Source organism: Rossellomorea sp. DA94, from assembly GCF_029834455.1.
GTDB lineage: Bacteria > Bacillota > Bacilli > Bacillales > Bacillaceae_B > Rossellomorea > Rossellomorea vietnamensis.
On the sequence record NZ_CP122397.1, the window covers coordinates 3,663,814 to 3,687,990 of the forward strand.

25 protein-coding genes are annotated in these 24,177 nt (G+C 45.1%); 6 read left to right on the forward strand and 19 right to left on the reverse strand.

Annotated features, from left to right (window positions below):
• Window positions 1-403: 403 nt before the first annotated feature.
• From ytpR to P8596_RS19090, 5 genes are all read right to left on the reverse strand, one after another.
• Entirely contained in the window at window positions 404-1,009 is a 606-nt protein-coding gene (gene ytpR, locus P8596_RS19070) for a YtpR family tRNA-binding protein (protein WP_224522328.1), read from the reverse strand.
• The gene (locus P8596_RS19075) at window positions 1,009-1,818 is read right to left on the reverse strand and encodes a DUF1444 domain-containing protein (protein WP_034765664.1); all 810 of its coding nucleotides are present in this window, start codon (window positions 1,816-1,818) and stop codon (window positions 1,009-1,011) included. The genes ytpR and P8596_RS19075 overlap by 1 nt, the downstream gene beginning before the upstream one ends.
• Window positions 1,819-1,991: 173 nt before the next feature.
• Window positions 1,992-2,309, reverse strand: coding sequence for a thioredoxin family protein (locus P8596_RS19080; protein WP_034765661.1), 318 nt, complete (start codon window positions 2,307-2,309; stop codon window positions 1,992-1,994).
• 1 nt (window position 2,310) lies between these two features.
• Window positions 2,311-3,342 (reverse strand): PTS sugar transporter subunit IIC, encoded by a 1,032-nt coding sequence (locus P8596_RS19085; RefSeq protein WP_224522147.1) that lies wholly within the window; start codon window positions 3,340-3,342, stop codon window positions 2,311-2,313.
• A 191-nt stretch (window positions 3,343-3,533) separates the two neighbouring features.
• Window positions 3,534-4,037, reverse strand: a complete 504-nt coding sequence (locus tag P8596_RS19090; protein WP_224522146.1) for a hypothetical protein — start codon at window positions 4,035-4,037, stop codon at window positions 3,534-3,536.
• A 171-nt stretch (window positions 4,038-4,208) separates the two neighbouring features.
• On the opposite strand from P8596_RS19090, the gene P8596_RS19095 reads away from it, so the two are divergent.
• Together P8596_RS19095 and P8596_RS19100 are read left to right on the forward strand one after the other, a co-directional pair.
• On the forward strand, window positions 4,209-4,655 hold the full coding sequence (locus P8596_RS19095; protein WP_224522145.1) for a YtoQ family protein: 447 nt from the start codon (window positions 4,209-4,211) through the stop codon (window positions 4,653-4,655).
• A gap of 215 nt (window positions 4,656-4,870) precedes the next feature.
• Window positions 4,871-6,364, forward strand: a complete 1,494-nt coding sequence (locus P8596_RS19100) for a peptide MFS transporter (RefSeq protein ID WP_159362620.1) — start codon at window positions 4,871-4,873, stop codon at window positions 6,362-6,364.
• Window positions 6,365-6,450: 86 nt separating this feature from the next.
• Here the strand turns inward: P8596_RS19100 and P8596_RS19105 are convergent, their stop codons facing one another.
• The 3 genes from P8596_RS19105 to P8596_RS19115 all read right to left on the reverse strand — a co-directional run bounded on the left by P8596_RS19105 (window position 6,451) and on the right by P8596_RS19115 (window position 8,584).
• Complete coding sequence (locus P8596_RS19105; protein ID WP_279724729.1) at window positions 6,451-6,753, reverse strand: hypothetical protein; 303 nt, start codon at window positions 6,751-6,753, stop codon at window positions 6,451-6,453.
• Window positions 6,754-6,868: 115 nt separating this feature from the next.
• Entirely contained in the window at window positions 6,869-7,399 is a 531-nt protein-coding gene (locus tag P8596_RS19110) for a DUF84 family protein (RefSeq protein ID WP_224522143.1), read from the reverse strand.
• Between the two features lie 111 nt (window positions 7,400-7,510).
• On the reverse strand, window positions 7,511-8,584 hold the full coding sequence (locus P8596_RS19115) for a M42 family metallopeptidase (RefSeq protein WP_279724731.1): 1,074 nt from the start codon (window positions 8,582-8,584) through the stop codon (window positions 7,511-7,513).
• A gap of 234 nt (window positions 8,585-8,818) precedes the next feature.
• Between P8596_RS19115 and P8596_RS19120 the strand changes: the two genes are divergently transcribed.
• Window positions 8,819-9,133 (forward strand): PepSY domain-containing protein, encoded by a 315-nt coding sequence (locus tag P8596_RS19120; RefSeq protein WP_061811407.1) that lies wholly within the window; start codon window positions 8,819-8,821, stop codon window positions 9,131-9,133.
• A 42-nt stretch (window positions 9,134-9,175) separates the two neighbouring features.
• Here the strand turns inward: P8596_RS19120 and P8596_RS19125 are convergent, their stop codons facing one another.
• Both P8596_RS19125 and trmB read right to left on the reverse strand, forming a co-directional pair.
• Window positions 9,176-10,018, reverse strand: coding sequence for a YtnP family quorum-quenching lactonase (locus tag P8596_RS19125; RefSeq protein WP_279724733.1), 843 nt, complete (start codon window positions 10,016-10,018; stop codon window positions 9,176-9,178).
• Between the two features lie 121 nt (window positions 10,019-10,139).
• On the reverse strand, window positions 10,140-10,781 hold the full coding sequence (trmB, locus tag P8596_RS19130; protein ID WP_279724735.1) for a tRNA (guanosine(46)-N7)-methyltransferase TrmB: 642 nt from the start codon (window positions 10,779-10,781) through the stop codon (window positions 10,140-10,142).
• Between the two features lie 234 nt (window positions 10,782-11,015).
• Here trmB and P8596_RS19135 point away from each other — a divergent pair, with 234 nt between their 5' ends.
• Complete coding sequence (locus P8596_RS19135; protein WP_034765629.1) at window positions 11,016-11,294, forward strand: YtzH-like family protein; 279 nt, start codon at window positions 11,016-11,018, stop codon at window positions 11,292-11,294.
• 1 nt (window position 11,295) lies between these two features.
• On the opposite strand, the gene P8596_RS19140 is transcribed toward P8596_RS19135, so the two are convergent.
• The 4 genes from P8596_RS19140 to thpR all read right to left on the reverse strand — a co-directional run bounded on the left by P8596_RS19140 (window position 11,296) and on the right by thpR (window position 16,162).
• Window positions 11,296-12,069, reverse strand: a complete 774-nt coding sequence (locus P8596_RS19140) for a phosphotransferase family protein (protein ID WP_034765627.1) — start codon at window positions 12,067-12,069, stop codon at window positions 11,296-11,298.
• 192 nt (window positions 12,070-12,261) lie between these two features.
• Window positions 12,262-14,400 carry a type I pullulanase gene (gene pulA / locus P8596_RS19145; protein WP_279724736.1) on the reverse strand — a complete coding sequence of 713 codons (2,139 nt, stop codon included), beginning with the start codon at window positions 14,398-14,400 and terminating at the stop codon, window positions 12,262-12,264.
• 239 nt (window positions 14,401-14,639) lie between these two features.
• Entirely contained in the window at window positions 14,640-15,587 is a 948-nt protein-coding gene (locus P8596_RS19150) for a nuclease-related domain-containing protein (RefSeq protein ID WP_224522138.1), read from the reverse strand.
• Between the two features lie 23 nt (window positions 15,588-15,610).
• Window positions 15,611-16,162 carry an RNA 2',3'-cyclic phosphodiesterase gene (thpR, locus tag P8596_RS19155; protein WP_279724737.1) on the reverse strand — a complete coding sequence of 184 codons (552 nt, stop codon included), beginning with the start codon at window positions 16,160-16,162 and terminating at the stop codon, window positions 15,611-15,613.
• A 390-nt stretch (window positions 16,163-16,552) separates the two neighbouring features.
• Between thpR and cysK the strand changes: the two genes are divergently transcribed.
• Complete coding sequence (cysK, locus tag P8596_RS19160; RefSeq protein ID WP_279724739.1) at window positions 16,553-17,482, forward strand: cysteine synthase A; 930 nt, start codon at window positions 16,553-16,555, stop codon at window positions 17,480-17,482.
• Window positions 17,483-17,530: 48 nt separating this feature from the next.
• Here cysK and P8596_RS19165 read toward each other — a convergent pair whose 3' ends face one another.
• From P8596_RS19165 to pepV, 3 genes are read right to left on the reverse strand one after another with little or no spacing between them, the layout of a single operon-like run.
• A complete protein-coding gene (locus P8596_RS19165; RefSeq protein WP_034765612.1) occupies window positions 17,531-17,806 on the reverse strand; it encodes a hypothetical protein in 276 nt (91 codons plus the stop codon).
• A 20-nt stretch (window positions 17,807-17,826) separates the two neighbouring features.
• On the reverse strand, window positions 17,827-18,675 hold the full coding sequence (gene dat / locus P8596_RS19170) for a D-amino-acid transaminase (protein ID WP_279724740.1): 849 nt from the start codon (window positions 18,673-18,675) through the stop codon (window positions 17,827-17,829).
• Window positions 18,676-18,699: 24 nt separating this feature from the next.
• On the reverse strand, window positions 18,700-20,106 hold the full coding sequence (gene pepV / locus P8596_RS19175) for a dipeptidase PepV (protein WP_279724742.1): 1,407 nt from the start codon (window positions 20,104-20,106) through the stop codon (window positions 18,700-18,702).
• Window positions 20,107-21,259: 1,153 nt separating this feature from the next.
• Here pepV and P8596_RS19180 point away from each other — a divergent pair.
• On the forward strand, window positions 21,260-21,481 hold the full coding sequence (locus P8596_RS19180) for a DeoR family transcriptional regulator (protein WP_034765604.1): 222 nt from the start codon (window positions 21,260-21,262) through the stop codon (window positions 21,479-21,481).
• A gap of 103 nt (window positions 21,482-21,584) precedes the next feature.
• Here the strand turns inward: P8596_RS19180 and P8596_RS19185 are convergent, their stop codons facing one another.
• Both P8596_RS19185 and P8596_RS19190 read right to left on the reverse strand, forming a co-directional pair.
• Entirely contained in the window at window positions 21,585-22,310 is a 726-nt protein-coding gene (locus tag P8596_RS19185) for a pseudouridine synthase (protein ID WP_347815217.1), read from the reverse strand.
• 142 nt (window positions 22,311-22,452) lie between these two features.
• Complete coding sequence (locus tag P8596_RS19190; protein WP_224522131.1) at window positions 22,453-24,072, reverse strand: putative polysaccharide biosynthesis protein; 1,620 nt, start codon at window positions 24,070-24,072, stop codon at window positions 22,453-22,455.
• Window positions 24,073-24,177 lie beyond the last annotated feature (105 nt).

A 24,177-nucleotide genomic window follows, 5' to 3' on the forward strand; every position in this document is an offset into this window, starting at 1 on the left:
TTTATTTTATCAGGTAAAGAGAAAAATTCGAGTCATTTCGATAGAATAAGAGAATTGTTAAAGGATTGTGTCGAAATAAACATAGGTGTAAAGAGAATGTAATACGTAGATTCGTCATATGAGTGAGTGCTGGTTGATTTCCGCTGCAGGTGCTCGCTTTCCGCGGGGCGTGAGTTGAGCCTCCTCGTGCTTCGCACTGCGGGGTCTCAACTTTCCCGCTTTTCCCGCAGGAGTCGAGCACCTTCCGCTTCAATCAACTTATGAATGATCGGTTAAAACTTTAGAAATCTGTAAAATAACCGATCGTAACTCACCCGAAAATTTTCATTTTTGTTTTTTATAAAAAAAATAAAAATGAAACAAAAAATACCTGAGCCCACACTCAGGACCCAGGTATTTGTTTTTATGCTGTGAATGGTTGACCTATTTGGTATGTGTCTTCAAGAACAAGGATGCCTTTTTCTTGGGGTGCATCGGGAAGGGCAAGTTCTTTGGCAGAGCAGATCATGCCTGATGATGCGACTCCGCGGAGTTCAGCATCTTTGATGACCATTCCGCTCGGCATGACGGCGCCAACTTTTGCGACAACGACTTTTTGGCCTTTGTCTACGTTAGGTGCACCGCACACGATTTGCAGGGTTTCATCTCCAACATCGACGGTACAGATGTTCAGTTTGTCTGCATTTGGATGCTTTTCTTTTTCAGATACATAGCCGACAACAAATTTCGGTGAAAAGTCTGCTTCCAATACCTCATCAAAGCCGTTCTTCTTGATGGCTTGGTTGATCAATTGGAGCTTCTCGTCATTCATTTCGACAGGTCCCACTTCACTTACACTTATATACTTGGATGCATGGAATAGGTTATAGCCGAGTGTTTTCCCTGTTTTCTCATCGAATAAACGTGCTGCGTCTTCTTTTCTTTCGTGTTGTACGTCTCCTTCAAAGCCCGGATCCAGTGTAACGATCAGGGTATCACCAATGCCTTCCAAGTTATAAAATACATTCATCATTTTTTCTCCCTTTCCTTTTTGCGATTTTTTGCCAAAATGAAGATCGGTTCCAATTCCCCTTCTTCATATACAAATGATAATGCTGTAATCGGAACATTTCCTGTCGTAAAGAAACTCATCGTCATCTGCGCAAGGACGTCATAGCCCGTTTCATTACGGATATCCCCGATGACCAATACATCCTGATGGGGGACCGATACCGTCATCTCACCTTGAATATCCTTGCTAACCTGTTTTAAGAAACTATCATTCAAAATACGGCTGGCATCGTATCCGTCATTGTTATTGAGAAAATAGAATAGGTTTCCTGCTACTTCATCCTTTTTCATGTCTGTTGGCAGGCTTCTGACGTTGAAAAGGGCAGTCTCCTTCATTTGCTCATGGGTCCAGCCTTCAGCCTTCAGCATGTTTTCATCCAGCAGACGGTAGGTTTTCCCTAAATCAACGGCATAGTAGATACGCGTTTCAGCTGTATGCTCGTCGGTCACGAGTGCCACACCTTCATTGGATTCAGTTGCAAAAGAGGTGGAACGGATGACAGGAAAGACCTTCTTCTGTTTACTGGCAAGATCCGCTTCTGTTCCCATCACATTTAAGGCTTCTTCTACGTAATAGACGACTTCATCGATGATGGATTTATTGTTTTCCTTCCATTTCGATACGATCGGCGGCAGGGCGACGGTGATCCCTTTTTTCGTAGTGGTGTTCTCGATTCTCAGTGAATCTTTATCCCGATCATATGTAAACGTACGATTTGGTTTCTCTAATCGTTCCTGGAGTATGCTTTTTAGCTTTTTTATGTCCAAATCTGATCCTCCTTTGGTGATACATTTATATAGAAAGTACTGATCCTAAACCTTCGTTTTTCATTCTCACTTATAACATTTTACATGAAAATGGCGAGATTACAAAAGGAACCTTTTGATTTAGGGAAAAAGAAAAGGGATCCCGTTTTTTAGGAGATCCCCTTTGCCTTCATTTATGAAGCTAACGAGTTCATGAAGTCCTCGATTTGTTCTTTTGATTTCCGGTCTTTGCTTACGAAGCGTCCAAGTTCACGACCGTTTCCGTATGCGAGGAAGCTCGGGATTCCGAAGATATCAAGCTCGATGCAGAGGTCGATGAATTGATCTCTGTCTACATATAAGAATGTATAGTCACTGTACTCACTTTCGATTTCCGGAAGGATCGGTTCGATGATTCGGCAATCCGGACACCAGTCAGCTGAGAACATGAATACATGCTTCCCGCTTTCTTTCAATTGGTGGAATTCTTCCACTGATTCAAGTTTACGCATTTTATTTGCCCCCTGTTTCAATCGTCATTTGGTTTGGTTTGATCCAACCTAGTTTACGCATATATTCAGATATTAACAGGCTTATGAATGCAGGTCCAACAAAATGCAACAGCAGGATTTTCATTGTGACATCCCAGCTGAATCCCATCGTTTTGAACGTCATGATCTGTCCGACAAATCCGCTCGTTCCCATCCCGGCACCGGCTGCATTGTTTTCCATCAGCCAAACGGTCGTACCTATGGGAGCGAGAATCATACCAGCCAGAGTCGGAGGAATGAGGATAAGAGGATTTCGAACGATATTCGGGACCTGTAACATGGAAGTCCCGATTCCCTGGGCGAATAATCCGCCCACCCGGTTCTCCCGATAACTAATGACGGCAAATCCAACCATTTGAGCGGCACAGCCAATCGTGGCGGCACCGGCAGCGACCCCATTCAAATCAAGCATCAATGCAATGGCCGCACTTGAAATCGGAGCAGTCAGGGCAAGACCCATAAGGGCCGCAACGAGGATCCCCATGATGATCGGTCTCTGTTCCGTCGCCCAGCTGATCCAGCTTCCAAACATACTCATAAAGTCGGCGATTCCCGGCCCGATGAAGTAAGCGACCGTGAATCCTGCAAAAATCGTGACAAATGGCGTCACAATAATATCTATTTTCGTTGTCTTACTGACGAGCTTTCCAATTTCCGTAGACAGGACAGCCGCTACATACGCTCCTGCCGGTCCTCCAAGAGTCGCTCCGGCAGCCCCTGTCACCACGGCAGCGAATATGACCAACGGCGGCGCCCCAAGTCCAAAGGCAATCGCCACACCGATCGCCGGCCCCATCAAGCTGATGGCAAGTGTCCCCATCTCGATGAAGAATTCACTCAACCCTGCCGGAAGGGGAAGCTGCTCCCCGATCGTCTTAATGATCAATCCAATGATCAACGAACTGAACAACCCCAGTGCCATATAACTTAAAGCATCTATAAAATACGTCTTCGCCGAAAACGTAACACCTTTTTTCTCTAAATAACCTCTCATGCCCCTCACTCCTCTGTATATCATTTCCTTTACTAGTGTAAAGACACATGTTTAATTTGTCTATAATTTTTCATTCTTCAGTATGGTCGGATTTCTTTTATTTTCCTTTTCCCATTGCTTATCTATTCTAATTCCATAAAAAAAGACCGGCCCCGTCCTGCATCCGCAGAAAAAAACCGGTCTGTATCTATCTAGTTGTGTTTGACTGATGCTGCGATTTTCATCATCATTTCAGCGTTATCCGCCAAGTCTTTCATTTCTGACTGAGTTGTCACTTTCGTTCCGCCCACTCCTACAGTAAGTTCGTATTCTTCAGTATCCGGCAATTCCTTAATGACATAATATCCTAAGCGGTTGTCTTCTTTAAAAGTCCCATGCTTCACGAGGCTCTCTTTGTCATTAATGGCCATTTTATATAGAAGTTCACTATCCTTATCTTCTTGAGGGTTCGTGAAAAGTATAAACGTATCAGAATCTTTTGAAATAATGATATTATAAGGAGATTCTTTTTCTATCTTGGCACCAAACGGGAGATAAAAGCTGATGTTCCCAGCGTCTTCACCGGCTTTCTCATTGGAGTCCAAAGCTCCCTCCACCACGCTTGCCGTCTCCTCTTTTTCCTGGTCGATCGATGTATTGCATCCTGCTAAAATAAGCAATAGTATAAAGAAAATGATCGATGCTGTGGTTTTCATCCTCGATTTCCCTCCCTTTCATACCTAGGACCTACGCTTATGATACCCTCATAAAGTCCCAGCTGACAACCCTTCCAAAAAGAAATTCTGCCTTTTTCATGGGAAAAGTGGTTGAAATACCTTCGAAAGGGTATTTATGATAATATGACTAAAAACAGGAAGGTGATCAATATGGAATTAACCGTATATTTAGCCGGAGAGATACATAGCTCCTGGAGAGACGAATTAAAAGAGAAAGCGAAAGCGCTCAGACTCCCCCTTCAGTTCGTCGGTCCCATGGAAAATCACGACCGTTCCGATTCGATCGGGGAAGAAATCCTCGGTGAGCAGCCGAACAAGATATTCCGGGATGAAGCTGCTTCTGCCATCAATAATTTCCGGACCGAACTGCTTATGAAGAAATCCGATGTGGTGATTGCTTTATTCGGTGAAGAATATAAGCAATGGAACACGGCGATGGACGCGAGCACAGCCATTACCCTACAAAAGCCCCTGATCCTCATTCGCCCGGAAAAACTTCACCATCCATTGAAAGAGCTTACAAATAAGGCGAATGTCACAGTAACGTCCATTGAACAAGCACTAAAGACCCTTTCTTACATATTTGAATCCGAATGACCCAAATATGTCAAAAAGCCTGCAGGATTAATCCTGCAGGCTTTTTTCTGCGCAATCCCAAGACAACCTAAAGACCTAATTATTTTTACTATTTAAAAATAATTAAATATTAGCAATCTATAGAAATTTTATGTTATAATTAACCATTTGCAAACTTTTTTTGACTTTAAGAAAATATTAAAATATTATAGTAAAAGAATAAGGGAGGTAGTAACATGTCATCAATGAATAAACAGAAAATTGTGGATAGTGTCCCTCAAAAAGGTTTCTTTGGACATCCGAAGGGATTATTCACTTTATTCTTCACGGAATTTTGGGAGCGCTTTTCCTATTATGGAATGCGTGCCATCCTCGTATTCTACATGTACTATGAGGTATCAAAAGGTGGACTGGGTCTAGAGGAAGGCACAGCCTTAGCCATCATGTCCATATACGGTTCACTCGTGTATATGTCCGGGGTCATCGGAGGCTGGTTGGCTGATAGGATATTCGGAACTTCGAAAGCCGTCTTCTACGGTGGAATATTCATCATGTTTGGTCACATCGCTTTATCATTTCCAGGGAGCTTATCTCTGTTCTTTGTTTCAATGGTATTGATTGTTGTCGGAACAGGTTTATTAAAACCGAATGTTTCTACAGTTGTAGGTGAAATGTACAGTGAAAATGATACCCGCCGTGATGCGGCATTCAGTATTTTCTACATGGGGATCAACTTAGGTGCATTCATCGCTCCACTGATCGTAGGTAGCCTGATGGAATCGAAAGGTTTCCACTGGGGATTCGCGGCAGCCGCAATCGGTATGTTCTTAGGTCTTGTTGTATTTATGTTAACGAAGAAAAAGAATCTTGGTCTTGCAGGTACGTATGTACCAAATCCGCTTAATGCGCGTGAAAAGAAGAAATACGGATTAATCGTAGGTGCAGTCGTCGTTGCTTTGGCGATCATCTTAGGTACTACAATTCCAGCAGGTTTATTTACACTGGACGTATTCATCAATATTGTCGGAATCTTTGGTATCGTCGTTCCAACCATCTACTTTATTGTGATGTACTATAGTCCGAAAACAACGGCAACGGAGCGTTCAAGGGTACTAGCATATATTCCATTATTTATTTCAGCCGTGATGTTCTGGTCGATCCAGGAACAAGGATCCACTATCCTTGCTGCCTATGCAGACAAGCGTACACAGCTTGATTTCATGGGGATTTCGATCTCTCCTGCATGGTTCCAGTCATTGAATCCATTATTTATTATCCTGCTGGCTCCAGTATTTGCATGGATGTGGGTAAAATTGGGTGACCGTCAGCCATCCATCCCGAAGAAATTCTCATTCGGTCTATTGTTTGCCGGTTTATCTTTCTTAGTGATCCTGTTACCTGCACAAATGGGTGGAGAAGGTTCACTTGTTAATCCATTATGGCTTGTGCTAAGTTACTTCATCGTTGTTCTTGGTGAATTATGCTTATCACCAGTCGGTCTGTCAGCTACAACAAAGCTTGCTCCTGAGGCGTTCTCTGCTCAAACGATGAGTCTTTGGTTCCTGGCTTCTGCCGGTGCACAGGCTCTGAATGCACAGCTTGTCCGCTTCTATTCACCTGAAAATGAAACCATTTATTTTGGTTCTATCGGTGGTATGGCCATCGCGTTAGGTGTCATTTTATTCCTGATTTCACCTATGATCCAACGAGCGATGAAAGGTGTAAAATAATCATTTTAATCCCCCTGGACTTGTTTCAGGGGGATTTTTTTGCATAAAAAAAAGAGAACCCCATTCACCATGGGGTTCCACTGTTCTTACCAGAAAAGTCCGCAGCCACAACCACAGCGCTTGCGTCTCTTGCATCCGCATCTTCCACGATTGTCATCATCGCCTCTTCTGCCTCTGCATCCTCTGTTACGGTCTTCTGCTCCTCTTACGTTGTCTCTATCGCATCCGCATTTTCTACGATCATCATTCGCCCCAAACAAGTTGCATCTTCTTCTGTCCCCAAACAGGAATTTATCCCAGTCGCAACAGAAACGGTCGTCACAGCGATCATCACGACGATCATCATCCCGGCGTCCGCCGACACGGTCGTTACAATAATTGCATCCCATAAATTCTAACCTCCTTAGAAAGAATTTATCAGATAAAATAAAGTCTGATATACTCCATCCTATGAAGGACTGGATGATTTGGTATGGGCCAAGTAACCCCTAAATGTACCGGGATTTACTTGTTTTGGACGTTTGTTTTATATTGCCACTGCCCAAGCAGGAGCTGAACGACGTGCAGGAACATCGTTTCCCTTGTAATGAGTCCATTGGTGAATACCCCCACGGCCCCTTCTTTCTTCCTGATTCCCGTACGTTGGGTATACTCGTCCATCAAGGGCCCGAGCTCATTCCCTGCTTTTAACTCCCGGCTGATCTCGTTTGGCAGGGAAATCCTGGCCCCGCCGCCGATGATTTCGTTCCCCTGCCGGTCGACAAGCGCCCCCCAGTTACAGACAAACATTCCGTAGAGGGATTCTGATACTCCCCCTTCAAGGCCGATCCCTACGTCACTATCTGTTGCCTGGAGAACATTTTTTGCGCGGTTCAATGCCCCTTCGATCGTCTCCTGATCGGTCATGGGCTGCTCACTTACTTGGGACTCGGTTTTCAGGCACTGGAACTGAACCTCCTTGTATTGCTCTTCGAACGCTTTCTGTATGGCTTGCACCTTCGCTGGATTCGTTGTTCCGATTGCTATCTTTAACAAATTCAACCCTCATTTCTAAAAGGTCTGATAAACGCCTTTTTTCTCTCTATAAAAAAGCTGTCCCAACTCGTATATGAATGAGACAGCCCTTTGCTATTTTTCTAGTCGTGATCAACCATTGGATTTAATGGTTTCGATGGTCGAGCGGTCGCACTCTTTTACTAACTTGACGATCAGCTCTTTGGCTGCCGCATAATCATCTACATGGATCATGGACGCATGAGTGTGAATATATCTTGAACAGATGCCCACTACCGCACTCGGTACGCCTTCATTTGACATGTGTACTCTTCCGGCGTCTGTCCCGCCTTGTGAGACAAAGTACTGATACGGAATGTCGTTGGACTCTGCTGTATCCAAAACAAATTCCCTGATTCCCCTGTGCGTCACCATGGATCGGTCGAGGATGCGGAGAAGGGCCCCTTTTCCAAGTTGACCAAATTCATTCTTATCCCCTGACATATCATTTGCCGGACTCGCATCGAGAGCAAAGAAAATATCCGGATTGATCATATTGGCTGCCGTCTGGGCGCCGCGCAGTCCAACTTCCTCCTGGACCGTCGCACCGGAGTAAAGGGTGTTGGGCAGGTTCACGCCCTGAAGCTCTGTTAATAATTCAATGGATAATCCGCATCCATAACGGTTATCCCAGGCTTTGGCAAGGATCTTCTTCTCATTTGCCATCGGGGTGAACGGACAGATCGGTACAATCTGCTGACCTGGTTTGATTCCGATTTCACGGGCATTTTCCCGATCATCCGCACCGATATCGATGAGCATATTCTTGATGTCCATCGGCTTGCGGCGCTGTTCTTCCCCTAACAGGTGAGGCGGTATGCTTCCGATCACACCTGTCACCGGCCCGTTATCCGTCATGATCTGGACCCGCTGAGCAAGCAGCACCTGGCTCCACCAGCCACCGAGGGTTTGAAAACGGATCATTCCATTGTCTGTGATCGATGTAACCATGAAGCCCACTTCATCCATGTGCCCGGCAACCATGACGACGGGATCCTGATCGCTGCCTTTTCTTACACCGAATACTCCGCCTAATCGATCTTGTACGATTTCATCAGAGTATCTGGAGAGATGTTCTTTCATAAATGCCCGGACCGCATGCTCATTACCGGGAGCTCCCTGTAATTCAGTCAATGTCTTAAATAACTCTAACGTATCTTGTTTCATGTCTTATGCCCCTTTTATATAAAATCTGCAGTATGTATAATCTTATTTTACAGAACTTTCGCACCTCTTACCACCTATTGAGAACAAAAGCAGTTCTCTTTTTTCTGTTTTCTTTGATAGAATGTACCTAAGGATGACAAATTATCGATCATTGCCGGGCAAGGCTTGCAGGGACTAAAGGTTTTCGGTCCGAAGCTTCCGGCACGTGAAATTAGCCTGTGGAGGGAATAAAGGATGAACTGGAAATCTTTCGTATTTGGACTGGGAATCGGAGCAGCGGGCGGATATCTGCTTAAAGAAAAGCTTGATGATTCCCGCCTTATTTCTGCTGAAAAAGTATTAAAAGACGTCAAACTTTCTTTCAAAAAAGAGGGCAGCATCGATGGTTCATGGATTGGAATGAAGCCTGAAGACTATCAGAAGCACCACGTCAGCACCAAGGTGTATAAAGGCGGTATATCAAGACGAAAAGACGGCGAACTCGAGCAGTATGAGTTCGTAGCCGACGCTTATACCGGTACAGTGGTGGATGTATATCCTTTAACGTAAAAAAATGGGATGACCCCGGTTGATTCCGGGATCATCCTTTTCTTATTTTTCCCTTAAAACTTTATCAATGATTTCCCCGTCCCTATTCCACTTGATGCCTCTGTATACCGCATCATGATAGAAAAGGAACCAGTACTCTTCTTCCAACGCTTTCCCTATCCATTTTTCTTTGGCCCCGATGGACGTCATCGGATAGTCATCATACGCGAGTACCCATAATGGATTTTTGTGTGCGTGAGTCGGCATGATATCTGCCATATGAATGAATGTCTCTCCGCCATGCTCCAAAAGGATGATCGAGTGGCCGTCACTGTGACCGCCGGTGTGGACCATCTTGATTCCCGGAAGGACCTCCATCTCTCCATTGAACGTTTCCACTTGCGATTGAATGCTTTCCCAATTTTCTTTCCAATATGTATTGCGGGAGCGCACATTAGGATTCCTCATTTCATCCCATTCCACCTGAGAGGTGTAGATGACGGCATTCGGGAAGGCAGGAACCAGTTCCTCTCCCTCAACCTTCGTCAATCCGCATGCATGGTCAAAGTGCATGTGTGTCATCAAGACCACATCAATATCGTTTGGCGTAAGGCCAAGGGACGCAAGGGAGGCTTCAATATCCGATTCTTCATGCACACCGTAATTGCGCTTTTGTTTTTCATTCAGCTTCCCTTTGCCGATACCCGATTCGATCAAGACATTTTTCCCTTCCCACTGAAAGAAAAGTGGGTCGGTTCGCAATTCGATCTGGTTGTATTCATTAACCTCATACTTCTTGGACCACAGGGGCTTTGGAACCACTCCAAACATGGCTCCCCCATCCATGTGAGTCACGCCGCCGTTCAACCAGTGTATCGTAAGATCTCCAACCTTCAACGTTTCCATCCTGATTCCTCCTTTGTTCATACCCCTTCATTTTATCAGAATACACGGACAACTTGTAGGCGGATGCCTCGGCATACAAAAAACAGCCCTGCATATTCACTGGGCTGTCTTCCTCTTATGATCAATTTTGAAACTGGGCTTCGACACGGTAGATTCTTTGCCCTTTGGCGGAGAATTTTTCTTCATACTCTGTCATGATATTGCCTTCGAATTCACTGTTATGAAGGTCGAGGCTTAAGAAATTCAGATGAAGTCCGTACCATGAGAAACTCTTTAAAGAGTACTCGAATAATCCTTGATTATCTGTCTTGAAGTGAATTTCCCCACCTTTGACCAGGATCTGTTCATACATGGACAAGAAATCCTTATATGTCAGGCGGCGTTTTTCATGGCGGTTTTTCGGCCATGGATCAGAGAAGTTCAGATAGACCCTGTCCACTTCCCCTGCTTCGAAGTATTCCGTTAGATTCCTTGCATCGACATTCAACAACTTGACGTTCGGAAGTTCCGCTTTGATCAGGCGATCAAGAGCTGTCACGATGACACTCTCATATAACTCGATTCCAATATAATTAACGTCCGGATTGGCCCTTGCCATTTCCGTGACGAATTGACCTTTTCCTGTCCCTACCTCGATATGGATCGGGTTATCATTACCAAACTCTTTGTTCCAATGACCTTTTTTCTCCTGGGGTTCTGCCACAACATACTGTGGATGATCACTGATTTTCTCAGAAGCCCATGGTTTATGACGTAAACGCATGTAGACACCTCATTTTTTATTATCGAAAAAACCATACCATGACTCCCTGTCCTATGCAAGAGCCAAAAATGGAATGGAGCGCCTAAGTAGAGGTCCGTCCCTCAAAAAAGGGCGCATAAATGAAAAAGGAATTCACACACTAGTAGTGAATTCCTTTTTGGGTCTGGTCATTTGAAGGGACCTTGGGATGTACGTGTTTCATTCAACCATACGAAAAATGAAAGGGTGTACCCGATGCCTTTAAATTCACAGAATCAAATGCAGTTGTTATCAGATATATTAAGCAATCATTCGACGGATTGCTGCGGTTCGGTTTCGGAATGTGAGCAGGTTGAACGGCTGGTCAAGTCATTGATGGTCAATGCCGATATTCATGAAAACGTCAAACCCGTTCTGCAGGAAATTTACCAGTACAGTCAAAGCGGGATTTCATCATCTGACTTAACGAACCATATTACGACGAATAAACAAAACCTGTCCCAATGGGTCACGGATATGAACAGCTACTCCTGATTCATATCACCTTGTGTAAATATTGAATCCAATGATTCATTTCGTGGAAACGAGCTTTCCCTTTATGCCACTGGATGGATAGGATCGTCTGAGCCACCACATACCATTTCATGCGCAGCTTCAAGTTATCGGTCAGCTCGGCACCATACTGGGTCAGCCAGCTTTCCCACTGATCCTCAGGGATATACCAGTATAACAGTAAGCCTACATCAAAGGCCGGATCGGCGATCATCGCTCCGTCCCAGTCGATTAAATACAACTGGTTGTAATCAGACAGCAGCCAGTTGTTATGGTTGACGTCTCCGTGACAGACCACATATTCATCCTGCTGTACTTCCATAAGCTCCTTTTGAAGAAAGGAAAGCGCCTCTCTGATGACAGGCAATGAAAGAAGATCGAACTCGAGACCCGTCTCCACTTCCGTCAGCATATGCTCCGGTTGAAACGGTTCTTTCCCAAGCCGCTCAAGCATGGTTGAAAGAGGCTTTGAGGAGTGAATCTTGTTCAACAGCCTCGCCACCCGTTCATCCTTCATCTCTTCAGGCTTTAACTCTCTCCCATTTAACCAGTGTTGTGCCGTGATGACGTCCCCGTTTTCCATTCGTTTCGTCCAAACAAGCTTGGGCACGATTCCTTCTGCTGATAAAACAGCCACAAAAGGGGAAGAATTACGCTTCAAAAATAACCTCTGCTCCTGATACTGAGCAAAGAACGCTTCTCCCGTCGCACCGCCTGCGGGGACTATTTCCCAATCTTGGTCAAATAAGTGTTCCAATATATTCACCTTCTATTGGTCCTTTGTCATGTTTATATGTTTACGTTTATAGGGTCTTTTTTATCATGTTGGTGCCTTATTAAAAAGGTCTAATAAAATAAAAAAGACAGCTATTGGGCAATACAAATCAATAGCCATCTGTTTACGATTTTATCGTCATCTTGCGTTTTCGTCAAGCACTGGAATGAATGGTCACCTTACAAATACATAGGAAGACACCGGCCGGAGGGTGAAGGAAGTCTCCTTCACATCATACAGGCCGCTTACGCTTGCCTGATTGCCATCGGATAAACAGATCCATTGTTTTCCTTCAGCGAAGGAGTACTCACAGGATTTTGTATCCGAGTGAAAGACCATGAGGATCTCATCCCAAGGACCATACGGATGGACATTCTGATAGGTGACATCCACGAGATTCGCCTTGCTGTGTGATACTTTTACATGCTCCCGGATCAAATCACTTTGTTGAAAACGGAAGGCCCCGTGACTTTTCCGTATCTGAATCAGGGCCTTCACATATCGGACCACTTCGTCGTACTCTTCTCTTCTGACCCAGTCCAGCTGATTGATTTCAACGGGTGAGTTATAGCTGTTTTCGATTCCCTTTTTTGTTCTGAAGAATTCCTGCCCTGCATGGAGAAACGGAATCCCTTGAGACAGGAGCACCATCGTGGTCGCTAATCTGTGCCTTGCCTTAAGGGTTTCTTCATCTTCATTCATGCACGCCTTCATTTTATCCCAAAGAGTATGATTATCATGGGACTCTACATAGTTGACGGATTGAGAGGGTTCTTTAAAGAGGCCCCGTTCACCGCTCTTCATTCCGATGCTGCCGGTGAGGACCAGCTCCACCTTCTGTTCGAGGTGTCCGTGACCGAGGGCAAAGCCTTTATCATACAGATTGAATGTACTTCCTTTAATGGTGTCCCTGAACCAATCATTGAATTGCCCGATTCCATGAAGATGATGGGCATTCCGGAGATTGGCTTTTTGGTGCGGAGGGAGTGGCGTATTCAGATCCCATCCTTCTCCTATTAAAATCGCCCCCGGCAACACTTTATCCACTTCTTCACGGATCACGGTCATCGTCTTGACGTCCAGGATCCCCATCAGATCAAAACGGAAACCGTCGACACCGTATTCTTTCATCCAATAAAGAATCGAATCGACAATGAACTTTCTTGCCATGAGACGTTCTGAGGCAAAGTCATTCCCAACCCCCGTCCCGTTTGACGGTAAGCCGTTTTCATCATGTCGGAAAAAATAACCGGGCACAAGTTTTTCAAAAGGTGAATTTTCACGGATGAACACGTGGTTGTAGACCACGTCCTGAATGACCCTGATATTCTCATCGTGAAGGCTTTGGATCACAGCTTTTAATTCCTTTATCCGCTCATATGGATCTTCAGGCTTTAAGCTGTAGCTCCCTTCAGGTGCATTGAAAAATAAAGGATTGTATCCCCAATTATAGGTGGTGTTCGAAGGATTATCCGTCACACCGTCGAAGTCGTTAACGGGAAGCAGCTCCACATGTGTGACACCGAGTTCCTTTAAGTACTGGATCCCACTTGAGAATCCTTTCGGTGTCTTCGTATCTTTTTCCGTGAAGGCGCTGTACTTCCCCCGAAATTTCATCCCGCTCTCTTTCTGGGCAGAAAAATCCCTGATATTCAATTCGTAAATCACGCTATCCGTCGGAGAGGCTAATGGAGCGAGGGGAGCAACCTTTTCCCCGGGATTGATGACGCAGCCCCACTCGCTATTCAATGAGACTGCTTTCGCATAAGGGTCGAGCAGCTCATCCCAAACAAGATTGATGCACGGAAGGATCGAATAAAAATAGCCTTCTATATCGTGATCGACCCGGCATTCCCATACACCGTTTTCCATTCTGGAATACGGGTATTGGATTTCTTCATCATCCGGGGATTTGAGCTTCAACCGAACCTCTGTCGCTGTAGGGGCCCATACCTTGAATACGGTGCATCCATCCTGATACGTAACACCGAGGTCATTTTCATCATAATAGTACCTTTGATCAAATTCTTCGGTCCGTATGACCGCACCGATCTGAAGGTCCGTCTTTGTACCATGCTCGTCGACGATTTCATACGTGTCGCCTAAGATGATCTTTTCACTCTGAATGGTCGTCACATATTTCATAACATCATTAAGGGGGATCTTCTCTTCGATATGAAGAGCGATCTTTTCATCATCCTTGATCAGGGTGAAGTGATTGGAATTCCCTTCATGATAATCGTATGGAAGGATCATGGTAATTACATTGAATGTATCTAAAAACGCGTCATACTGCCTGCTAATGACTAACACTTCTGCCACCCACTTTTGTTTAACATTTTCCGACTCTCTGCCATCTTTTGAACTGTATTCGTTAAAATGACCGCTACCTTATAGTATTCACTGCATTCCTATTTGCTCCGCTGTTCACGGTTTCATATCCCATCTCTATCTTGACTCTCTATTAAGGTATATGCCTGCTTTTTATGAAGTAGTCAAACAAGCGCTATTTAAAAGAATATACCCTATACCCGTCTTCGCAAAACCGACGGCTACTCATCTGACGCCGCTTCTTCCCACTGCAGCCTCTTGAAGGATGTTGTTTGACAATACTCCATAATGGCCTGAGCCGCTTTCAGCTGGACACTCTTGATCGGTGAAGAGCTTGAACGCTGCTGCTGGAACCATTCTTGGTGGATCCGTTTATCCAAAAACTGAATCCCGACTGGGGATAGAGGATAATCTATGTAACCATTCCTGCTTATGACAGCTTGGTAAATGGGCAGTTCTACCCCGGCATAACGGATGATCTGATGGACGATTCTCTCCATCCTTTTCAACCCGATTAGGGGATTTAACACCTTTTCTTCCCTATCCCCCCATTTTTTCACCCAGAACCGCTCTCCTGAACCGATATAGGCTGTTCCCTCTTCAAACTCGAGAAAGGTCAAACACCATATGCCTGTAGGCGTGATCAAGACCGTTTCCAGTTCGACGGGTGCATTTTTAATTTTCAGGACGGGGTTGTACATGACAAAAATATTATCCGGGAAACGCTGAAGGAGATACCGTAATCGTTCGTCATAATGGTAGCTGTTATCCACATAGGATTTCTCCGTGATGGTGGAACTCGCCCACCTCAGCTGAAAATCAAATACAAGGTTCAAGAAGGAAGCCTTCAATTCCTCTTCCGAATGGATATCCTGACCTGCATCCATGTCCAAATGAAGGTCTTCATCACTCGGCTGGGGAATCGTTTCTTCTTCATTTTCATCCTCTTTTTTCTTAAATAGGGAAAAGAGCTTGTCTTTCATGGAGTTCTTCTCCTCGTCAGCCAATTCCTGTACGGGTGGTGATGGCTCTGGCAAATCTCCATTCTCCCAATGTTGTTTCATTTTTTCCCATTGCTGCTTTTTTAATCGGACAAATTGGGAAGGATATCTATATAAATCCGTTTCGTAACGTGAAACGTAGTCTTGAAGTTTAATCAGCTGTGCCATAGGAATCGGTCCTTTCGTGTCGGTCAATTTGCCTGTAAAGGTATGGTATGGATGGCTTCATACTTAGGCAGCCGGTTCGGGTGGGTTTGATATAATACCACTTCTGTTGCTGTAAACGTATGACGTTCAGGAGGCTTGCATCCATTCAGCCACTGTTGGGTAAATTGGGTTTCCCCATTCCATTTCCGCCCCACTGTGATATGCGGTGAAAAGGGTCTCTGATCCAATTGAAAGCCCGCTTCTTCACATGCACCAAACACAAGGCCCCTGAGACGGTGAAGCATGTCGGAAGGCTCGACCCCCATCCACAGGATCCTCGGGGAATCACTCTTCCCAAACGTACCAAATCCGCTCAAGGTCAACGGAAAAGAAGGATGCGTCAACCGCCCCACTTTGTCCATGACCGGCACGAGTTCATCTGCGCTCCCCAAAAAGGCCAGAGTCAGGTGAAAATCCTCCGGGTGGACCCATTTCTTAAACGAGCCCTCAAGCCTCATCGGCTCCATGCTATCATTCAAATACCGCTTCGTTTCCTCAGGCAGGGAAAGTGCAAAGAAATAGTGGGGGTTCAACATATCTTTCGTCCTTTCTGTTAACATTCATAACGTACGATTTGGCTGAAGTAAGTAATAAAATTATGTTCAGTAAGTTGATTGGAGCGGAAGGTGCTCGACTCCTGCGGGAATTGCGGGAAAGTTGAGACCCCGCAGGGCATAGCCCGAGGAGGCTCAACTCACGCCCCGCGAAAAGCGAGCACCTGGAGTGGAAATCAACCACCACACGCTCCAAAAAGACAAAATCAAAAATCAGCTCTCTATTATTACTTTCATTTTAGCAAAATGTGTCATGAGAGAGAATGACTAGAAGGAAATGCAACAAAAATGAAATACAAAGCTCATTTATTTGATAAGATTTATCTGAATTAGTACGATAGAAGAAGAAAGTTTTCTGAAAGGAAGATGAACATGAAAGTTGTACAAAATATCGCAGATTTGATCGGGGACACCCCCCTTGTAAAATTAAATCGGTTAAACCCTGCTGACGGTGCGGATGTATATGTGAAATTGGAATTCTACAATCCGAGTAAAAGCGTCAAGGACAGAGCCGCCTATCAAATGATCGTGGAAGCGGAAAAGGAAGGCTTGTTGAAAGAAGGTGCGACCATCATCGAGCCTACGAGTGGAAACACGGGGATCGGCCTCGCCATGAATGCAGCAGCACGAGGGTACCGTGCGATCCTTGTCATGCCCGATACGATGACTCAAGAACGGATCAACCTCTTGAAGGCCTATGGAGCTGAAGTGGTATTGACACCAGGGGATGACAAAATGCCCGGTGCCATCGAAAAAGCCAAAGAACTGACAGAGCAGATCCCTAACAGCTTCATGCCCATGCAGTTTGAAAACGATGCAAATCCCGAGGCCCACCGGAAAACAACGGCCCTTGAAATCGTCGAAGCCATGAAGGAAATCGGCAAGCCCCTATCGGCATTCGTCGCTACGGCGGGTACAGGAGGAACGATTACCGGAACAGGTGAGGTGCTCAAGGAGCATTATCCCGAGCTTGCTGTCCATGTAGTGGAACCGGCGGGATCACCGGTCCTATCCGGCGGAAAACCAGGCAGGCATAAATTGGTCGGTACAAGTCCAGGCTTCGTTCCTGACATCCTGAATACGGATGTGTATGATGAAATTCATAAAATCGAAGACGAACAGGCCTATGACATCGCCCGCCGAATGGCAAGGGAAGAAGGAATCTTAGTCGGACCATCATCAGGAGCCGCCTGTTACGCTGCGATCGAAGTCGCGAAGAAATTATCGCCTGAAGATGTCGTCGTATGCATCGCCTGCGATACGGGAGAACGTTATCTATCAAGTGATTTATTCAGATTTTAATAAAATGACAAGAGGCTGCCCGTTTATGGGGCAGCCTCTTTCGTATGTTCATTTAACGCTATGATAATGGGAGATGAATTGTTCTGGAGAAGATTTGACGACGAACGTCCAGACCCCTTCAATCGTATGAAGGTACAGGAACGTATAGTAAGCGGACAGGGGCTTACTTGTCACATCCATCACATCACTGATGGTGAAGCTTTTGGTAGGCGTGACGATCCGGTCACTGTACAAATAAAGATGCTCCTCCGTCTCTACGGTGAATTGCTGGTTGTCTTCTATTCTTCGTTCGGTCTTCATAAATGGTTGTGAACAAATCAACATGTATTGCCTCCAAAACTGGTTTAACGGGCTTCCATCCCTTTTCTTTCATTGAACAACGACTGAAGCCTTTTCGTGACAGCACCTGGTGTTCCTTCTCCGATATCCTGTCCATCGATCTTGACCACAGGCATCACTTCTGAAGTGGTGCTGGCAATGAATACTTCATCTGCTGCCATCAATTCAGAAACGGAAAACGTTTCTTCTTGAAAAGAGATCCCATTTTTTCTGCATAGATCTTCAATGACTCTTCTTGTGATTCCATTCAGGATCAGGTTTGTTACGGGATGCGTATAAATGACCCCATCTTTCACCATAAACGCATTGGAAGACGAGCCTTCGGTTACCGTGTCGCCGCGATGCAGAATCGCTTCGAAGTGCCCCTCTGACGCCGCCTCCTGCTTTGCCAGAAGGTTTCCAAGGAGATTAAGGCTCTTTATGTCACAGCGCAACCATCTGATATCTTCCACGAGCTTGGCTGTTACCCCTTGTTGCATCTGGTGAGCCGGAACAGGGAAGTCCTTCGTATACGCGACGACACTTCCCACTACATCTTCTGAAGGAAAATGATGCTGACGTGCCGATACACCGCGTGTCACCTGCAAATAGACGATTCCGTCCTTGACGCCATTGACGTCAATCAAATGAAGGAGCTTAGATGTGAAATCCTCTTCTTCATACGGAATGGAAAGCTTCATTTTTTCAGCGCTTTGATACAGTCTTTCCATATGCTCCTTCATGGTGAATGTGATTCCGTCGTACACCCGGATCACTTCATAAATGCCGTCCCCGAATTGATAACCACGGTCCTCGATATCGACCTTCGCCTTGTCACGGTCGATCAGTTCCCCGTTTACAAATACAGTGTTCATCCTATCCTCTCCCCCTTTTCTCTCTTATGATTCACACGCTAATTCATAAATCGCCTGGGCGTAAATGGCCGTAGCTTTAAGGAGATCCTCGATATACATATACTCATCCTTCTGATGGGCAATATCTTCACGTCCCGGGAATAATGCTCCAAAGGCTACGCCGGCTTCGAGACTTCTCGCATATGTCCCTCCACCGATACTCAGCAACTCTCCTCTTTCACCCGTTTGATCTTCATATACTTTTTTCAGGGTCTGGACGAGTTCATCATCCTTGGAAACATGATGAGGCTTGCTATCAGTGAAATTCTCGATGGAATACCCCTCGATGTTCTCGATGATGCCCTTCCCTTTATCCATATCAAAGGTCACCGGATACCGCATGTTCAACCCTAATCGACCGCCTTCAGCTTCCGAATAACGGAGCTTCCCGACGTTGATGGTCAGATCCCCCGTAATGTCGTCCGTGTAGCTGACACCAAGCTGGATCCCCCTTGAATCCTTGAAGAAATGCTTCGTCGTGAATTCAAAGAACTGTTTTCCCTGCGAAGAAAGTGGCAGTTTTGATAAGAACGCGGCTAAATAAAGCCCTGCATTTTTCCCATTGTCCGGCTCCATACCGTGTGAAGATACACCTTCCACCTGAAACACGAGTTCTCCATTTTCGATATAATAGCTTCCTTTGACCCCTTCATCCTTTGTGAAGATTTCAAAGTTCTGTACCCATTTCGTATGATCCTCATCAACAACCAGGATGGCCTTTGCATAATCAGGTACCATATTGTACCGGCGTCCGGATTCAAAGGAAAGGACTTTGATCCCTGAATCAGCCACCTGCTCTGCCTTCACCTGGACCAGATCATAATCCGCGATCCCTTTTTCAGCATGGATGATCGGAAAATCTGCATCTGGAGCAAACCCCATTGTAGGCATTTCCTCGTTTTTGAAATAATGATCTACGCATCTCCAATCGCTCTCTTCATCCGTACCGATGATCATGCGGATCCTCTTATTGAAGGTTGGGTCCAGATCCTTGACGATTTTCATGGCATAATAAGCAGCCATGGTCGGTCCCTTATCATCAATCGCTCCACGGGCAAAAATCTTCCCGTCCTTGATTTCACCGCCATAAGGATCGACACTCCATCCGTCCCCTTCAGGAACCACATCCACGTGACAAAGAATGCCGAGAAGATCCTTCCCTTCACCGAATTCCAAATGCCCGGCAAGGTGATCAACGTTTTTAGGAGTGAAACCGTCTTTTTCACCCAGCGTCAACAGGTAAGACAGAGCTTCCTTCACACCTTTTCCAAGAGGAGCTTCTTCTGTTGCATCCTCTTCATCCAGCACACTTTTGATCTGAAGAAATTTCTGCAAGTCCTTAAGCAAATCATCTTTCCGTTTCTCCACTTCATTCGTCCAATTGATACTCAACCCTACCACCTGCTTTATATGTATTGTCTTCCCCTCCCATTTTATACTGTTTGACGGGGAAATCCAAACGGGGCGAATGAAGAAAAATCCTTACTTATGAAAACTTTTCTAAGATTAAAATGGTTTATCTTTAAATAAAGCTATTTTCGTAACCATTGTTGCTTTTGATGTAGCGAGAGGTTGGTTGATTTCCGCTCCAGTTGCTCGCTTTCCGCGGGGCGTGAGTTGAGCCTCCTCAGGCTTTGCCTTGCGGGGTCTCAACTTTCCCGCAATTCCCGCAGGAGTCGAGCACCTTCCGCTCCAATCAACTTTCCAAGTGTAAGTGTTTCCCCTTATAGATTTAATCTCACCATTGCTTTCAACTAAAACTTTTTCTACTTCATTGACCAGAATAGCTAATGATACTAATAATCTTTTCCTTTATTCGGATGAACCATTTATGCTTTCCCTCCTGCAGATTTTGAATGAAATGGCATTTGCAAATCAAAATCTAAGAAAAGAGCCTTACATACTTTTAAACCAAATCCTCAGTGGTAATGATTATTAAGCTATCATAATAAGGTTAATCGGTGATATATAAGTAATTTGTTGTTGAAATAAACCATTAACATATCTTTAAATTTTTTGTGTATCCGTCATTAGGCAGTCAGAATATAGAAGCACAGAGTGGATTGTAGCGGAAGGCACTTGACTCCTGCGGGAAATAGAGGAAAGGTTGAGACCCCACAGGGCAAAGCCCGAGGAGGCTCAACTTCCTCCCCGCGCGAGTCTTGTGCCTGCAGCGGAAAGGAACGGTCTACGTTTTATTCCTACACACGTCCTCAAGCGCAATTCAACTACTTCCTATCATCTGTGGGGCACAATACACTACGCAAGAAGAGCTTTATAGATATTAATACATATTTTTAGCATTTTCTTCATATTCTAGGAATACACCCAACAAGTTACTAGGTAAATTGTTTGTAAATTTGGACAATATTCTAGAAATTTTGTCGGATTAGGAGTACAATGTAATTGTCTGACATCTTGTGAGTAAACTCTATTTGTAGAAAAGGGGTTGTCTAAAGCGCATAGTACATATGGTAGCACGTGAGGTGCACACATGACGCATGTAGTCTTTGCCTTTTTGGAAAAATGATGAGGGAGTGGTTTTTTGAAACCTTCAACCAATCGTATGCTCACTAGAATCAAAGCTGTATACATGTACATCAAACAGAAGGGTACTGTAACAACTCAAGATCTTGTAGACGAATTTGGCATTACTCCTCGAACCATACAAAGAGATCTCAACGTGTTAGCCTATAACGACCTTGTCCAAAGCCCGAGCCGGGGTCAGTGGACAACCACAGAGAAAAAGGTGAAGTTGACTTCTTAAACAGACGTTGACGGTTACCGCCTAAATTAAAACTGACTAACTAAAATCATTAATAACAAAAAAACGGGACAGCACCTTTAGCGAAGGGTGCTGCCCCGTTTTTTTATTGTGGTTTATATTCTTTCAGGAGCGTTACTTCCTCTTCCGTCAGTTCACGGTACTCACCAAGCTCCAGGTCTTCATCAAGCTCCAGAGGTCCCATGGTCAAACGCTTCAGATAAACTACGCGCTTCCCGACACTTTCAAACATCCTTTTCACCTGATGGAATTTCCCTTCCGTAATCGTCAATTCGATATCCGAAGTCAGACCCGATTTTAAGATCGTTAAATCCCCCGGCTTCGTTTCATACCCGTCGTCCAATGTAACACCATTTTTGAATGCTTCCACATCGGCTTCGGTCACTTCTCCTTCGATGACGGCAAAATACGTCTTCGGCACATGTCGCTTTGGTGAAAGAAGCTGGTGGGATAATTGACCGTCGTTCGTGATCAGAAGGAAGCCTTCCGTATCCTTGTCCAGTCTTCCCACTGGAAACGGATTGAAGATTTGATCTTCCAGCTGAAGTAAATCAATGACCGTTTCATCCTGTCCGTCTTCAGTGGCGGAAATGACTCCCGGCGGCTTATTCATCAGCAGGTAGATGAATTCCTTATACTCGACGTGTTCACCGTACAGCATGACGGTATCCTTTTCTGTATCAATATGGACCTTTCCATCCTTGATGACTTCCCCATTCACCTGAAGGCCGCCATCCTTCAATAGTTTCTTTACTTCCTTCCGGCTGCCATAGCCCATGTTCGCAAGCATTTTATCTATTCTCAAGTCAATCACACTCCATTCATTATTCCTTTTAAGGTCGTACTTCAACGGGCATTCGCCCTTCCTTCTATTATTCTTCACACAGGCTGCTGAAGGTAAGCAGCTTTACTCAAAATAAAAAAGGGATGATCACGCATCATCCCTTTTTCTTTTACCCGATACGCAGCTTACTGCGGATCTTCGAAATCTTGTCACCGAACAACTTGTCTGCGAGTTTGCTTCTTAAGCTCAGGTAGAAGTATACGAGTGCTCCCACTCCGCCGCAGATGGCTACAAGGATGATCGATTGGAATCCTGTCTCCGGACTAAGGAATTTAACCAGTACAGCATACAGCACCAATACGACCCCGGCCATGACGGCATTCAATGCGCCGATGAACATGGTCCTTCTCAAAATCAACCTGAATTGATATCGAGCATACTTTTTGATCACATAGAGATTGATCAAGATTGCCACTGCATATCCGATCGTTGTCGCAAGCACGGCACCCTGTGTTTCAAACAGGCGAATGAGCGGGATGTTCAGCACCAGCTTCAGAAGCAGTCCTACAAGCAGGCTGAAAATCGTGAACTTCTGCTCATCGATCCCTTGAAGGATCGCTGCTGTCACGGCAAATAGTGCAAAGAGGATCGCTACAGGTGCATATGATCGTAAAATCGACGTCCCAAGAGCGTCACTGTGATAGAACAACGTATACATCGGTTCAGCCAAAAGGGCCAGTCCGAGTGCTGCCGGCACGGTCAGAAACAACAGAATCTGAAAGGTCTGATCAATGTTCCTGCGCATCGTCTTCCGGTCACCGCTCGTATACGATGTCGTAATCAGCGGGATCAGCGTCATGGAAAAAGCTGTCGCCAGTGATACCGGAATGATGACGAGTTTGTGCGTATAGAAGTTCAATACGGCAAAAGCGTGGTCCGAAACTTTCGCGTTCCCGATATCAGCCATGGCAGTGTTGAATGTGATCTGATCCACCAGTTGAAACAATGGATTGGCGAGTCCTACAAAAATGAAGGGAATCGAATAGGCAATGATTTCTTTGTACATCGCTTTTAACGAAATCTCTTCGTTCCCCCGGTCCTCTTCAAGTAGTTCATCCAAATGAGGTTTTCGCTTGAACCAATACCAGATCAATGCTCCGAGACTTGCAAGTCCCCCAACGAACGCTGCAAATGTCGCAACTGAAATGGCCGTTGTCACGGTCCCATCCAGTATGTTCAATACGACATAAATCCCCCCAAGGAGGAAGACGATCCGGACGATCTGTTCGATCACCTGGGAAACTGCTGTTGGCCCCATGGATTGATGACCCTGGAAGAAGCCCCGGATCAAACTCATGAACGGAATGATGATCAGGGCAAAGCTCACGGCCCGGATGACGGTGGTCACCTGGGCAACGGAAATGACCTGCTCATCGCTTTTGATCGTCATTTCTGCAAAGATTGGTGCGAATGCATACATGATGAGGAATGATACGACACCAGTCAGCGTCATGAGCAAGAGCCCGGATTTAAATAATTTACGCCCTACGGCATATTCCCCGATGGCATTATATTTTGAAACGAATTTTGAAACGGCCAGTGGCACTCCTGCAGTCGCTACTGTCAGAAAGATCGTATAAGGTACATATCCATATTGATAAAGGGATGCCCCTTCTTCATGACCTTTTAACAAATCATCAAACGGTATAACATAAAAAAGACCCAAAAACTTCGAAATAAAGGTCCCTAACGTTAAGATAAACGTTCCTCTTATTAATTTAGATGACATAGTATCCCTCTCTATATATCTTGTTGCCCGTTACACAAACAAAATAAAATCCAACTCGAAATTTACACACTATCAGTAGTTTACTACTGTACGAATCGAATGACA